15 protein-coding genes are annotated in these 13,744 nt (G+C 67.2%); 11 read left to right on the top strand and 4 right to left on the bottom strand.

Going from position 1 to position 13,744, the window contains the following annotated elements:
• Positions 1 to 8: 8 nt before the first annotated feature.
• The 6 genes from CFB18_RS07205 to CFB18_RS07180 all read left to right on the top strand — a co-directional run bounded on the left by CFB18_RS07205 (position 9) and on the right by CFB18_RS07180 (position 5,760).
• A complete protein-coding gene (locus CFB18_RS07205; RefSeq protein WP_088571125.1) occupies positions 9 to 1,430 on the top strand; it encodes an undecaprenyl-phosphate glucose phosphotransferase in 1,422 nt (473 codons plus the stop codon).
• Positions 1,431 to 1,470: 40 nt separating this feature from the next.
• The gene (locus CFB18_RS07200) at positions 1,471 to 2,211 is read left to right on the top strand and encodes a class I SAM-dependent methyltransferase (protein ID WP_088571124.1); all 741 of its coding nucleotides are present in this window, start codon (positions 1,471 to 1,473) and stop codon (positions 2,209 to 2,211) included.
• A 163-nt stretch (positions 2,212 to 2,374) separates the two neighbouring features.
• On the top strand, positions 2,375 to 3,421 hold the full coding sequence (locus CFB18_RS07195) for a PIN/TRAM domain-containing protein (RefSeq protein ID WP_088571123.1): 1,047 nt from the start codon (positions 2,375 to 2,377) through the stop codon (positions 3,419 to 3,421).
• A 44-nt stretch (positions 3,422 to 3,465) separates the two neighbouring features.
• Entirely contained in the window at positions 3,466 to 4,926 is a 1,461-nt protein-coding gene (gene cysS / locus CFB18_RS07190; RefSeq protein ID WP_088571122.1) for a cysteine--tRNA ligase, read from the top strand.
• A 107-nt stretch (positions 4,927 to 5,033) separates the two neighbouring features.
• On the top strand, positions 5,034 to 5,384 hold the full coding sequence (locus CFB18_RS07185) for a nucleotidyltransferase domain-containing protein (RefSeq protein WP_088571121.1): 351 nt from the start codon (positions 5,034 to 5,036) through the stop codon (positions 5,382 to 5,384).
• A complete protein-coding gene (locus CFB18_RS07180) occupies positions 5,368 to 5,760 on the top strand; it encodes a HEPN domain-containing protein (RefSeq protein ID WP_088571120.1) in 393 nt (130 codons plus the stop codon). Before CFB18_RS07185 ends, CFB18_RS07180 begins: the two co-directional genes overlap by 17 nt.
• Here the strand turns inward: CFB18_RS07180 and CFB18_RS07175 are convergent.
• From CFB18_RS07175 to CFB18_RS07165, 3 genes are all read right to left on the bottom strand, one after another.
• On the bottom strand, positions 5,757 to 6,764 hold the full coding sequence (locus tag CFB18_RS07175; protein ID WP_159461622.1) for an NAD-dependent epimerase/dehydratase family protein: 1,008 nt from the start codon (positions 6,762 to 6,764) through the stop codon (positions 5,757 to 5,759). The two genes, CFB18_RS07180 and CFB18_RS07175, sit on opposite strands and share 4 nt — an antisense overlap.
• Positions 6,765 to 6,771: 7 nt before the next feature.
• Positions 6,772 to 8,616: an aldehyde ferredoxin oxidoreductase family protein gene (locus tag CFB18_RS07170; RefSeq protein WP_088571118.1), complete on the bottom strand. Its 1,845-nt coding sequence runs from the start codon at positions 8,614 to 8,616 to the stop codon at positions 6,772 to 6,774.
• 108 nt (positions 8,617 to 8,724) lie between these two features.
• Positions 8,725 to 9,486, bottom strand: coding sequence for a dolichyl-phosphate beta-glucosyltransferase (locus CFB18_RS07165; protein ID WP_088571117.1), 762 nt, complete (start codon positions 9,484 to 9,486; stop codon positions 8,725 to 8,727).
• A 502-nt stretch (positions 9,487 to 9,988) separates the two neighbouring features.
• Here CFB18_RS07165 and CFB18_RS07160 point away from each other — a divergent pair.
• From CFB18_RS07160 to CFB18_RS07140, 5 genes are all read left to right on the top strand, one after another.
• A complete protein-coding gene (locus CFB18_RS07160; protein ID WP_088571116.1) occupies positions 9,989 to 10,354 on the top strand; it encodes a hypothetical protein in 366 nt (121 codons plus the stop codon).
• On the top strand, positions 10,351 to 10,560 hold the full coding sequence (locus CFB18_RS07155; RefSeq protein WP_088571115.1) for a hypothetical protein: 210 nt from the start codon (positions 10,351 to 10,353) through the stop codon (positions 10,558 to 10,560). The genes CFB18_RS07160 and CFB18_RS07155 overlap by 4 nt, the downstream gene beginning before the upstream one ends.
• Positions 10,561 to 10,736: 176 nt before the next feature.
• The gene (locus CFB18_RS07150; RefSeq protein WP_088571114.1) at positions 10,737 to 11,441 is read left to right on the top strand and encodes a LuxR C-terminal-related transcriptional regulator; all 705 of its coding nucleotides are present in this window, start codon (positions 10,737 to 10,739) and stop codon (positions 11,439 to 11,441) included.
• A 105-nt stretch (positions 11,442 to 11,546) separates the two neighbouring features.
• Positions 11,547 to 11,783 (top strand): hypothetical protein, encoded by a 237-nt coding sequence (locus CFB18_RS07145; RefSeq protein ID WP_088571113.1) that lies wholly within the window; start codon positions 11,547 to 11,549, stop codon positions 11,781 to 11,783.
• A 507-nt stretch (positions 11,784 to 12,290) separates the two neighbouring features.
• The gene (locus CFB18_RS07140; RefSeq protein ID WP_088571112.1) at positions 12,291 to 12,506 is read left to right on the top strand and encodes a hypothetical protein; all 216 of its coding nucleotides are present in this window, start codon (positions 12,291 to 12,293) and stop codon (positions 12,504 to 12,506) included.
• 104 nt (positions 12,507 to 12,610) lie between these two features.
• On the opposite strand, the gene CFB18_RS07135 is transcribed toward CFB18_RS07140, so the two are convergent.
• Complete coding sequence (locus CFB18_RS07135; RefSeq protein ID WP_088571111.1) at positions 12,611 to 13,741, bottom strand: DUF1786 domain-containing protein; 1,131 nt, start codon at positions 13,739 to 13,741, stop codon at positions 12,611 to 12,613.
• Between the last annotated feature and the right edge of the window lie 3 nt (positions 13,742 to 13,744).

The following is a 13,744-nucleotide window of genomic DNA, read 5'->3' as shown; positions in this document are numbered from 1 at the left end:
GGTGCGGGATGAACCGGAAGCGTGCCCGGTGGCTGCACAGCGCCCTCCTGTTGCTGAACGATCTGGGGATGACGGCTCTCGCCTTCTACGCCGCTTACGCGATCCGCGCCCGGCTCCCATGGCCCTATCCCCCCCAGAACCTGCCGGGCTTCCCGGCTTACCTCCCGATGCTGGGGGTGCTGCTCCTTTACGTGGCCAGCCTGTTCTTCCTCCACCGGCTCTATCATCTCGGCCGGGCCACCTCCCGTCTGGATGAACTGTCCCGGGCCGCGGCGGCCTTCTCCCTCGCGGTGATCTTCACCGTGGCCACCGTCTCCCTGGCGTTCAAAGACACCCTGTTCGGTTTCGATTATCCGCGGGCTATGGTGCTGTATGCCTGGGGCCTGGGGATCCTCCTCGTCGCGATCGGCCGTCTGCTGGTGCGGGGCCTGTGGGGCGCCCTGCGGGCCCGGGGCTGGGACCGCAGCCGCATGCTGATCGTGGGGACGGGCGAGGCGGCGGAGGCGGTGATCCGCCGCATCCAGAACGCGCCCGAGTTCGGCTACGAGCCCATCGGCGTGGTGGCCCTGCGGGGCAACGGCGCCACCCATGTGGCGGGGGTCCCGGTGATCGGGACCGCTGAGGATCTCCCGGATTTGGTCTACGCCCGGGACGTCGATGAGGTGCTGATCGCCGTCCCGGAGGCTCCCCACAGCGAGGTGCTGCGCCTGATCTCCCTGTGCGAGCGCAGCAACCTCTCCATCAAGATCTACCCCGATATCTTCCAGCTGATCGCCACCCAGCCCTCCCTGGATGACCTGGGAGGGTTGCCGCTGCTCACCGTGCGGGATGTCGCCCAGCGGGGCTGGAAGCTGGCTCTCAAGCGGGCGATGGACATCGTAGGGGCCGCGGTGGGATTGATCCTGCTCTCGCCTCTCATGCTGCTCATCGCCATCCTGATCAAGCTGGATTCCCCCGGGCCGGTCTTCTACGTGCAGGAGCGCATGGGGCTGGACGGGCGTCCCTTCCTGATGCTCAAGTTCCGCTCCATGCGGGCGGACGCCGAGAAGGAGGGGCCGGGCTGGACCCGGCCGGATGATCCGCGGCGGACCCGGGTGGGCGCGATCCTGCGTCGGCTGAACCTGGACGAGCTGCCCCAGCTGATCAACGTGCTGCTGGGGGACATGAGCCTGGTGGGGCCGCGCCCGGAGCGCCCCGTCTACGTGGAGCAGTTCCGCCGCGTGATCCCCCGCTACATGGAGCGCCATCGGGAGAAGGCGGGGATCACCGGCTGGGCGCAGATCAACGGCCTGCGGGGAGACACCTCCATCACGGAGCGCACCAAATACGATCTCTGGTATGTGGAGAACTGGTCCCTCTGGCTGGACATCAAGATCCTGCTGCGCACTCTGGTTCAGACCCTCACCTTCCGAAGCCCCAACGCCTATTGAGCCGGAGGAGCCGATCCCGCGCGCCGGAGGCGGGGGTAGGATGACGACCGTCGAGCTCTATGAGAAGGCCGCCCAACGCGGGTTGCCCAGCCTGATCTGGGGGCCGGGACAGGCCCGACGTCTGGAGCTGATGCGGCGTTACGCCATCCTGGAGGGAGCCCGCATCCTGGTGGATGGCTGCGGGATCGGGGTCTATGTGGAGGCCCTGCGGGCGTTCTCCCGGGAGGTGCATGGGCTGGACATCGACGCCGACTACCTGCGGGAGGCCCGCCGGCGCGGCATCGGATGCGTGGTGCAGGCCGCCGCCGAAGCCCTCCCCTACCCCGACGGGAGCTTCGATGTGATCCTTTCCCATGAGGTCATCGAGCACGTGGATGATGACCGTCGGGCGGTCGCGGAGATGGTGCGGGTGCTGCGCCCCGGCGGGCGGATCCTCCTGTTCTGCCCGAACCGCTGGTTCCCTTTTGAAACCCATGGGCACTACTGGCGGGGGCGGTATTACTTCGGGAACACCCCCCTAATCAACTACCTGCCGGATCCTCTACGCAACCGTCTAGCTCCCCACGTGCGGACCTATAGCGGGCGGGCCTTGCGCCGCCTCTTCGCCGGCCTCCCGGTGCGCATTGTGCACCACACCCGGATCTTCCCCGCCTTCGATCGGATCGCGGACCGGCATCCCTGCCTTGGTCGCTGGCTGCGCCGCCTGGCCGACCGTCTGGAGCACACCCCCCTGAACCGGTTGGGGCTCTCCCACTTCCTGGTGGTGGAAAAGATCCGGTAAGGGCAACCGACCGGCCGCCCCTCGTTTCGTTGATCCATCCTGCATCCGGAAAAACCGGAAGGTCCTGCCCCTCCCCGGCTCCCCTTGCTCTCCCCATGCCGCCGGGTGTAAGATGAATCCTGCAATTATCCGCAGGCGCATCGTTTTCATCGATGGAGGATTCATGGATTTCGAGCGCTTTCTCCGCCTGATCGGCATGGTGGTGCTGGGGATCGCCGGGTGGCGCCTGGGGATGGACGCCGCCCGGATGGGGCTGGACTCCCGGCCGGCGTGGCAGTTCGCCCTCGCCTTCGCCCTGGCCGGCGCCATCCTGGGCCTGGTCCTTACCCCCTGGCTGACCATCCGCCCGGCGGCCATGATCCGGCAGGTGATCCGTCCCATCCCCCTGCAGCAGCTGCTCGCCGGCACCGCCGGGCTCATCCTGGGCCTGATCATGGCCGGGCTGGTCTCCTATCCCCTCTCCCTGCTGCCCGACCCGCTGGGCCGGGTCCTGCCCTCCCTGGGGGCGGTGTTCTTCGGTTACCTGGGCCTCACCGTGGCCGGGACCCGCTATAAGGACCTCCTGGCCCTGCTCCCCCGCCACCTGCGGGAGCGGGACGGCGAGCACGCCATCCTCCTGGACACCAGCGTGATCATCGACGGGCGCATCGCCGACGTCGTCCGCACCGGCTTCATCCAAGCCACCCTGCTGGTGCCGCGCTTCGTCCTGAACGAGCTGCAACACATCGCTGACTCCCAGGACCCCCTGCGGCGGAACCGGGGGCGGCGCGGCCTGGAGATCCTCAACCGCATGCAGAAAGAGGGCCACGTCCCCATTCGCATCGTGGATATGGAGGCGGAAGGGCGGGAGGTCGATGAGAAGCTGATCGCCCTGGCCCGCCGGCTGCGCTGCCCGATCATGACCAACGATTACAACCTCAACCGCGTGGCGGAGCTGCAGAACGTCCGGGTCCTGAACATCAACGAGCTGGCCAACGCCGTGCGCACCATCCTTCTGCCCGGCGAATCTCTCACCCTCTCCATCATCCAGGAGGGGAAGGAGCCCGGCCAGGGCGTGGGCTATCTGGAGGATGGGACGATGGTGGTGGTGGAGGAGGGGCGGCGCTACATCGGACGGGAGATCCCGGTGGTGGTCACCAAGGTGCTCCAGACCGCGGCGGGGCGGATGATCTTCGCCCGCCCGGAGGAGCCGGCCCGCAGCGCTTCATAGGGAAACCCTCGGATCCTGCACATCCAGCGGAGGGAGATCGCCCGATGAGCCTGGTCGTCTATAACTTCCTCACCCGCCGCAAGGAGCCCTTCATCCCGCTGCATGAGGGACGGGTCCACATGTATGTGTGCGGGCCGACGGTCTATGACCACGCCCACGTCGGCCACGCCAAGCTTTACGTCTCCATGGATGTCATCGTCCGCTACTTCCGCTACCGCGGCTACAAGGTCCGCTACGTCCAAAACATCACCGACGTGGGACACCTGCTGGACACGGGGGAGGACCGCATCCTGAAGGGGGCGGCGCGGGAGCGCCTGGAGCCGATGGAGTTGGTGGAGAAATACATGCGCAGCTACTTCGAGGATATGGACGCCCTGGGGGTGGTCCGGCCGGACATCTCCCCGCGGGCCTCGTGCCACATCCCCGAGATGATCGAGATGATCAAAGTCCTGATCCAGAAAGGCCATGCCTACGAGGTCAATGGCTCTGTCTACTTCTCGGTGGAGTCCTGGCCGGAATACGGGAAGCTGTCGGGCCGCCGTCTGGAGGAGCAGGAGGAGGGCGTGCGGGTCCCGGTGCGGGAGGAGAAGCGCCATCCCGCCGACTTCGCCCTCTGGAAGCGCGCCGAGCCGGAGCACATCCTGCGCTGGCCCAGCCCCTGGGGCTGGGGCTACCCGGGGTGGCACATCGAGTGCTCGGTGATGGCCACCAAATACCTGGGCCAGCCTTTCGACATCCACGGCGGGGGCATCGACAACCTGTTCCCCCACAACGAGAGCGAGATCGCCCAGGCCGAGGCCGCCAACGGGGTGCCCTTCGCCCGCTACTGGCTGCTCACCGGCTCGCTCACGGTGAACGGGGTCAAGATGAGCAAAAGCCTGGGGAACGTGGTGCGCATCAAGGACGCCCTCCAACGCTACCGCCCCCAGGCCATCCGCCTCTTCATCCTCTCCAGCCACTACCGCTCGCCCATCGATTACAGCGAGGAGGCCATGGAGGGGGCTGAGAAGGGCCTGGACCGCCTCTGGAACACGGTGATCGAGGTGCGGGAGCGGCTGGCCCGCGGGGACGCCCCCGAGTCGGCGGAGCCGGAGGCGTTTATGGAGGAGATCCAGCGGGCGCGGCGCGCCTTCCTGGAGGCCATGGACGACGATTTCAGCACGCCGGAGGCCCTGTCGGTCCTCTTCGAGTTCTCCAAGGCCGTCAACGGCCTCCTGTTCGGCGGGGCCACGGTGGGCCGTCCCGTCCTGGAGGCCATCGACGCCGTCTACCGGGAGCTGGGCGGCCAGGTCCTGGGCCTGATCCCCGATGAGATCCGGCCGGACGTCCCCTCGGACCTGGTGGCGGGGCTAGTGCAGTTGCTGATCGAGCTGCGGGCGGAGGCCCGCCGCCAGCGCGACTTCGCCCGGGCCGATCAGATCCGCGAGCGCCTGCGGGCCCTGGGGATCCTCCTGGAGGACCGGCCCGACGGCACCACCTGGCGGATGGGACGGGCGGGATCTTAGCGAACGGAACCCATGACCAGGACCTTCGCTGAAGGAAACTATTCTGCGTGAACTGAAGGTCTGGCAGAAAGCGTTGGGCTTTTCAAGTCTATTTAAGGGGTTCTTCGATGAGCTGGAATCCCTCGCCCCAGGAGCGCCGCCGGGTGCTGGAGGAAGAGCTTCAGCGTTTTGTAGAGATCCTGCGTCGGGAGATCAACCCGGAGCGGATCATCCTCTTCGGATCCCTGGCGACCGGGGAGATCGGGCCATGGTCGGATATTGATCTCGTCATCGTCATGCGGACGGACCAGCCGTTCATCGAGCGCCTTCACACCATCCGGCGGCTCCTTCAGCCCCGCGTGGCCACCGATCTGCTGGTCTACACGCCGGAGGAGTTCGAGCAGCTCGCCCGGGAACGGCCATTTGTGCGGGAGGAAATCCTGGCCAAGGGGGTGCTTCTCTATGCACGAGGCGGCTAAGCCGTGGCTCGATCTCGCCTATCAGGATCTCCTTGCCGCGAAAGTGCTCTATGAAGAAGGAATCTATAACCTTGTCTGCTTCCACGTGCAACAATGCGTTGAAAAGTCTCTCAAAGGTCTGCTCGTCGCTCTGGGTCATCCACCACCCCGCCTGCATTCCGTGTCGGAGCTTCTGAGGCTCACTCCTCCAAATTTGTTTTCAGACCTCTCGCAGAACTTGGCGATTTTCGACGACTACTACATACCAGTTAGGTATCCGGATGCTCTCCCGGGGCCTCTCCCCTATGGCCTTCCAGGAGAGCAAGAGGCCCGCGTGGCCCTTGAGCTGGCCGAAGTCGTGATGAAGAAGGTCCTTGACCAGCTCCGCACTCTTTAGAGCAAGTTGCTCGGAGTCCGCCGCGGCGGCCTCAGGATCCCCTGCGCCCAATACCACTCCAGGGTGCGGCGGACCCCCTCCTCGAAGGGCGTGGGCTCGAATCCCAGCTCCCGCCGGGCTTTCTCCGAGGAGACCACCCAGTCATAGAACACATAAGTAGCCAGGGTCAGCGGGTAATAAGGCTCCCGCCCGGTGAGGCCCGCCAGCTTCGTCCAGGCCCAGGCCAGGGCCCACATCGGGGCCGCCGGGACGTTGATCCGCCACGCGGGAACCCCGGCGATGCGAGCGACGATCTCGTAGATCTCCCCGTGGGTCCGGCTTTGATCGGCCACGTTGTAGACCTCCCCCACCCGCCCCCGATGCAGCGCCGCCTCGATCACCCGGCAGAGGTCCGGCACGAAGATGGGAAATGTATAGCGGCGGCCGCCGTGGACCTGCAGGCGCAGCCCGCGCAGGAAGTCCTCGAAGAACAACCGGTTGAAGGCGTAGCGCCCCCAGGGGCCGTAGAAGGCTCCCGGGCGCAGGATGACCGCCGGGAGCCCTCTCCCGACCGCCTCCTGAACCAGCCGCTCGCCCTCCCACTTCGTCCGCTGATAATCATCCACCGGCTGGCAGGGATAGGTTTCATCGATCACCGCGCCCCGGCGCGGCCGCCCCACCACCGCCACCGTGGAGATGTGGACGAACCGCCTCACACCCGCGGCCAGGGCCGCCTCCACCACGTTCCGCGTCCCCTCGACGTTGACTTCCCAGTAGCGCGCCCGCGGACCCCAGAACCGAAAGTAACCCGCTGCGTGGATCACCGCATCGCAGCCCTCCACGGCCGCCCGCACGGAGGCGGGGTCCTGCACATCCCCGAAGGCGACCTCGATCCCATGCGCGGCCAGGAACTTCCAGTCCGAAGCCGGGCGGGCCAGGGCGCGCACGCGATATCCCTGCTCCGCCAGATATGGGCAGAGGTTCCGCCCCAGGAAGCCTGTGGCACCGGTCACCAGGATGCGCATGGCCGGCTCACGCGGAGCGCTCGAGATCGTCGGCCGCGAACGCCAGCCCGAGGCGCCGCAGGGTCTCCGGCCTCGGCCGCCCGGTCTCCGGGTCCCACCCGCGGACCTCATAATACTCCCGCAGCATGGTCTCCAGATCCGGGACGAAGCCGGCCGCCCCACCCTCCCCCAGCGGCTCCAGCAGCCGTTTCGGAAGCCGGTCGTCCGCCCGGGTCGCCCCCAGGCGATGGTTGAGGGCCCGCTTCAGCTGCCAGGCCCGTTCCCCCACCTCCAGCATCCGCCCCAGATCCCAGTCCCATCCCATCGCGGCGTTGAGCAAGGCCAGGGCCGTAGAGGGAGCCACATGGGCGAAGTAACAGAGGACCAGGCTGTTGCACACCGTCCGCCAGTTCTGGTGGATCGCCACATAGCGGGCTTTGCCCTCGCACTGATGGCGATCGAGATAGGGGATGCCCAGCTCCTCATCGGATTGACCCAACTCCACCATGAAGAAGTCGCTCTGGTTGTGGCACGCGCCGCGGGGGGACGTGGCGTAGCTCAGGGCCATCCCTGCCACCCCGCGCGGATCGTGATAGGGGACCTCCAGGCCTTTCACCTCCACCGCCAGATCCTCCGCGCCGAAGGCCCTTGCCAGGCCACGGGCCCCCTGGGCCAGCAGCGCCCCGAATCCCTCCCGCCGGGCCGTCTGGGCGATGAGGATCTCCGCCGGCCGCGCATCCCCCCAGCGCAGGGCCAACCCTCCGGTGTCCCGCTCTGTGAGAACCCCGCGTTCGAAGAGCAGATAGGCCAGGCCAAGGACGTTCCCCATGCTGATGGAATCCAGCCCGTAGCGATCGCACAGATCCCCCAGATGCGTGATGAGGGCGAGGTCGTCGTTCAGAAGGTTCGAGCCGAAGGCGGCGATGGTCTCGTATTCCGGGCCCTTCGCCTTCGTCCGGGCGTAGGGGCCTTCGGGGATGGTCACCACCCGCCCGCAGGCGATCACACAGGCGTGGCAGGCCGAAACTCCCGAGAGGATCGTCTCGGCCATAGCGGCCCCGCTCACCTTCGACGCGCCCTCCCAGGTGCCCTGCCCGTAATACCGTTTGGGCATGCTCCCCAGCAGCTCGAAATACTCCGCCGCACCGGCCGTCCCCGTCTCCCGGAACACCCGGGTCAGGTTGTCCTCCCGCAGCGCCCGGTTAGCCTGCGACCGCAGCGCCCCGAACTCCTCCGGGCGGGCCAGGGGCAACGGCTGGTTCCCCCGCACCGCGATGGCCTTCAGGTTCTTGGCCCCCATCACCGCGCCCATCCCGGTGCGGCCCGCCACCCGGCCGTGGTCGCACAGGATCAGGGCGAAGGGGACCCGGTTCTCCCCGGCGACGCCGATGGCCGCCACCCGGGCCAGGGGATCCCCCACCTCCTGCCGGATGGCCGCCTGAACAGCGTAGGGATCGCGGCCCCAGAGATGAGCGGCCGGGCGGATCTCGACCCGGCCGTCGTGGATCCAGAGGTAGACCGGTTCCAGGGCGCGTCCCTCAATCCATAACGCATCGTAGCCGGCGAAGCGCAGCTCCGGCCCCCAGAACCCGCCGCAGTTGGACTCCCCCCACAGCCCGGTGGCGGGGGAGCAGGCGCACACCGTAAACCGTCCGACGGCCGGGCCGGCGGTGCCGGTCAGCGGGCCGGTGAGGAACAGCAAGGGGTTCTCCGGGCCCAGGGGATCCACCTTCGGATGGAGGCGCTCCCACAGCATCCGCGCCGCCAGGGCGCTGCCCCCGATGAAATCCTCCACCCACCCCGAGGGGATCTCCTCCTCTTGGATCCGCTGCGAGGAGAGGTCCACCCTCAGCAGCCGACCGAAACGCGTCATCGGTTTCCTCCCGTCCTTTCTGTAACGCAAAATTTATTTTGCGGCTTTGCGGCGAGCGCCCCCTCTCTCCGACCGAATGGGATGCCGCTTCCGGAGGACTTCCCGACTCTAATCCGGGTAATCGGCCTCCGGATCCGTGTAGATCGGGGGCGGATCAGGGGTCCGTCGGACGCGCCATAGGCCCCGCAGGTCCTCCAGGGCGGTGCGCAGGATCTTCACCCGGGTGTCGGGGTCCTCCCGCCAGATCACCGGGACCTCCCACACAGCGTAGCCGCGCTGCTCGGCGCGCAGGAGCAGCTCCGTGTCGAAGAACCAGGATTGATTGGCCACCCGGGGGACGAGCTCCCGGGCCGCCTGGCGGGTGATGGCTTTGAACCCGCACTGGGCATCCCGGAAGCGGCGGCGGGGGAAGAGCAGCCAGACGATGAAGTTGTAGATCCGGGAGATGATCTCGCGCTTGAGGGAGCGGGTGATGCGGGATTGCGGGTGCAGCCGGCTGCCCGTGGCCACGTGATAGCGGCCCTCCACCAGGGGCTGGATCAGCGGCATGAAGGCGCTGAGGTCGGTGGATAGATCGACGTCCATGTAGGCCATCACATCGGCATCGCTCTCCAGCCAGGCCTTGCGCAGCGCCCGCCCCCGTCCCTTCCGGTTCAGCCGGATGTAGGCCACCTCCTCCGGCCACTGGGCTGCCAGCCGCTGCCCGATCTCCGGCGTGCGGTCCACCGAGGCGTTGTCGGCGATCACGATGCGCCAGCGGTAGGGGCAGTTCGCCTGCAGGAAGGCGCGCAGCTTCTGAACGCTGGGCTCCAGGTCCCGCTCCTCGTTGTAGACCGGGATGACCACATCCACCCGAACGGACCGATCCATCAAGCGGAGGCCTCCAGGGAGACGTTCTCCAGGAATATTTTAGCCGAAGGGCGCGCTTTGCCCCCCGCGGATCCGCCTCCCACAGTGGCGAAAACGTTGTCCCCCCACGCAGGGGACAGACAAATCGGAGAAGACCCACTATCACGCTGAACAGAGATTCCTTACAGAGGAAGATGGAAATGGAGAAGCGAGAGCTATCCCGTAATACGGATCGCGCAACAGATGTCCCAGTGGCCCAGGGATCCCAACGCTTTCGCGAAAGTCGATGGCTGATCGTATGGGTCAGCTGTCTATTGCTCTCCCGGGGCGGAAGCCCTGCATTCGGTGAACGGATGCAAAGTGTTTCCCCTACTCCGCCTCAGCCGCAATGGTGGGCAAACGTGACCGCCTCTTACATCGCGGTGGCCTTCTGGACAATGGTTCGCAACGGAGCCTCCGTGGGGGCCGAAATGGCAACCCAGCCATTACCAAGCTCGGGTATGGTTCGATTGAGGAGGCGGCCATGAAGCGCATCGGAATGGGTGTGAGCGTTCTGATGCTGGCCATGGGCATGGCGGCGGCCCTCCATCGGGCCCTGGCGCAGCCCTCCACCCCCTCCCCGCTGGCGGCGCAAGCGTTGCCTGCGGAGGCTTTCCTCCAAAGTGATCGCCTGGAAGAGGGCCCTCTCTCTCCCCAGGCGCTCAAGCATCCGCTGAATTCAGAGAACCTCGGCGGCATGGGGATCCAGGAGGAACCCCTCCGGTTCCGGGAAGGCTATGGGGTGGGGCTCGCCGTTTATGACGGTCAGCAAACCCGCCTGGTGTTTCATTTCCTCTCCTCTATCGCTATGCCGACGCCGCCCAGGCCCGCCGGGCGGCGGAAACGTTGATCCGCGACTGGGGGCTGAAGGAGCGGCCGGAGGTCGGAGGCTGGGAGGTCTCGGGCCGGGACTCCGAAGGGGGTACCCTCCGGATCCTGGTGCAGGTGCGCGGCGAGGTCCTCAGCCTCCTGATCGTGAACGGGACGCAGGAAGTCGCCACGCGACAGCTCCTGAACCAGGCCGCCCAGGCCCTGGCCGCGCGGTGGGGGCGCTGAGCCCCAAATGGCGGGGAACCTCCCGTGCAGGCGGAGCAGGGGGCCGAAGATCCCTGCCCCCCTGATCGCTCGGAGACGATGGCCCTATAGGGAGTCCTCTGCAGGCCGACATGCCTTGCCCTCAACTCGGTTGGCCTCCTACAATGTAATCGGGCATCCTCCTCTGAAAGGTGGCGATGGCAGTGGGGCTGGTGGATGGGGATTCGATGCGCCGGGCCGCCTGGGCCGAGCGCCTGAGCGCCCTGGGCTTCCCCATCGCCTGGGAGGTGGCCACCGCCGCCGAGGCCCGGGCCGCCTGGGCGCGCCATCCCCCTTCCGCCCTGCTCGTGGCCTTCGAGCTCCCCGACGGCAGCGGCGCGGCGCTGCTGGCCGCTGCCATCCGGGCGCAACCGGAAATATCTGGGCTACTGCTGGTGGAAACTCCCCATCCCGCCCTCGAGGCCCTGGCCTGGAAGGCCGGTGCCCGGGGCTGCCTGGGGCGGGGGCAACCGTGCGAAAGGCTCACCGGCGCTGTCCGAGAGGCCCTGGCCGGGATGTCGCTGTGGACCCCGGGGGCGGTGCGGCGAGCCCAGCGCTGGCGGGCGAGATGGGGCGATCCGTGGGCGGCCCTCAGCCTCAGCCCGCAGCAGCGGGCGGTGGCCTGGGCGGCGGCCCACGGCCTGAGCAACAAAGAGATCGCCCGCGTGCTCGGCATCGCGCCGGAGACCGCCCGCACTCATCTAACGCGGGCCCTGGCCCGGCTGGGGCGGGTGGATCGGGTGGACCTGACCCGCTGGCGGGCCCAGGGCGGCCTCCTGGACCCCCGTTGCGCGGCGCTGCTGGAAGAGGATCCCTTGCCGGACTTCTGGCAGCTAATCGAGGCCCTGATGGGCTTTGGGTAAACGGGGACCGCCCGCGGAAGGCCTTGTCCCCTGAGGCGGGGGACAGACAAGAAGCGGGGAGCGGGCTGCGCTGAGAAGCGGAAACCCAGGCAAGGGAGGTCGGCGATGGGGACGCGGTGGCTGCTTTACGATGCGGGGTGTTCCATATGCGCTGCCCTGGCGCGGGAGGTGGAAACGCTCAGCGGCGGGCGGCTACGGGTGCGGAATTTGCGAGACCCCGCGGTCCAGGCCCTGCTGGACCGCGCCCGTCCCGGCTGGCGGTGGGAACCGATGCTCGTTGAGATCGAGGGGGAGCGCGTGCGGGTCTTGGCGGGCCTTGGGATGCGGGCGCGCCTGGGGTAGGTCCTGGGCCCGGTGCGGGCCCTGCGGGTGGCCCAGGCCGTGGCCCGGATCGGCCCCGTGCTCGGCGGGGATTGGGGAAGGCGCGATTTCCTGCGCCGGGCCGGAGGGGCGCTCATCGCGCAGATCACCCTCTCCATCTTAGGAAGCCCCAAGTCAGTGAAGGCCGAGCATGAGCCTGCAAGCCCCAAACCTCCCGCCGGAATTTTGGTTGAACCTGCAGATACTCATAATAATGGGCAGCGATATGCTCTAAGGGTCGGCTCAAGGGGTGAAATCGAACGCTTCGAAGCACCCGTGATCAATCAGGTGGATTGGGATTGCTTGATCTGTAATGCACTTTGTGGTGGTTTATGCGGTGTGAGATGTGCATTAGCATGCGTAATTATTTGTGGACCCAACGTGGTCTGCACCCTGATTTGCGGAGGGATGTGTGGCGGCCTGTGTGGAGGAGGATGCCACTTCGGTTGCGGACGTTTCTACTAGATCTTTGCTCGAAAGGAGGAAGTCATGGGCGCTGGGCAGCGAAAAGCCGATCTCTGGATCCAGATCCTGCTCCCCACTGTGGTTGGGGCGTCGGCCTTCCTGATCACAGGTCTAGCCCTGTGGTTGGGCTTTGAGCAAAGGACATGGATGGAGGCGATCCTCCCGGTGCTGGCCGGTACCCTCAGTTTCACCATCGCATTTGTCCTTGTGCGCTTTCTGGCTTTCTCCCATAAACACTGACTTGCTGCTCAGGGAAGCGATGCACCTGCGGGCGGATGGGATGGACCCGCCGCAACAGGTCGAAGCCGGAGCAAATAGGGAGGCGCTCCCTGCGGAACCCCCGGTTATCGCTCCACCTCCCAGGGGGCGGGCCGCGGGGCGCCTTGAAGGGAATCCCGGATGAGCGGGGCGAATTCGGGATAGCACGCGGCGAAGCCGCAGAGCAACCCGAAGCAGCCCGCCAGCATCATGTCTCCATAGGGGACCGCAAAGTAAACTGGATGGCGAGATCCCCGCAACAACCCGCGGCGGGGCCCGACGACGGCCACCCCTTCCGGCCGCATCGGCGCGACCTCGAACACCAGCGCCCCGTGGCCCATGTCGTCGAACACCTCCTCGAAACCCAGGGCGCCCTCCGCCAGCCGGCCCAGCAGACGGTCCAGCTTCTCCCCATCCAGGAAGCCCGTGTGATGCTCGAAGAGCCCCTCCACCTGCCCTTCCCGCAGGCGAAAGGCCAGGGTGTGGAAGTTCCCGATGTTCACCACCAGGCATTGCCGCCAGGAAGCCACCCGAGGGTCCAGCGTCGCGCCCAGGGCCGCCGCAGGGGCGGTGTCCATCCCCACCACCGGGCCGTCGAAGGCCTCCCGCACCGTGCGCACCACCGCCTGCAACCGGGTGAGGGGGGCAGGGATCTCCTCCCCTCGATGGGCGAAGACGGTGAGCGCCCGATGTTCGGCCAAACGCTGAGCCAGGTAATCGAACCGGAACCTGCGGTCGGAGTAACCGGGTGGCGCCGCCCCGTGATCGAAGACCGCCACGGCGACCCCGTCCGGCCGTAGGGGCACCCCGAAGGCCTCGAAGGCTCGCCGCAACGCCTCCCAGTCGAAGTCCCGCAACACCAGATGGACCACCCGATCCCCCATGCGAGCGGCCTCGTCCTCGCTGACGAGGCGCACCCCCATCGCCTGCACCGCGTCCAGATCATCGTTGAACGTCTGCGCCGCTTCCGGCGTCGCATACACCGGGAGGCCGGCCCGCAGGTGGTCCTCCACCGCCCACTGGCACGGCCCGCCGCCCATCAGGACGCCGGTCAAGAGGATCGGCCGACGCTCCCGGGTGGCCTGCCGCACCGCTCGCGCCACCCGCATGGTCGGCGAGGGCAGGACCAGCTGATAGGCGTTCTCCAGCTCCTTCTCGCTGTCGTAGAGGAGGATGTCCTGGGTCCCGGTTCCGATGTCCACGCACAGGATCTTCATCGC

It is taken from the genome of Thermoflexus hugenholtzii JAD2, from assembly GCF_900187885.1.
Lineage (GTDB): Bacteria > Chloroflexota > Anaerolineae > Thermoflexales > Thermoflexaceae > Thermoflexus > Thermoflexus hugenholtzii.
Note: the sequence above shows the minus strand (reverse complement) of the source record. Positions and strands in the feature narration are given on the sequence as shown.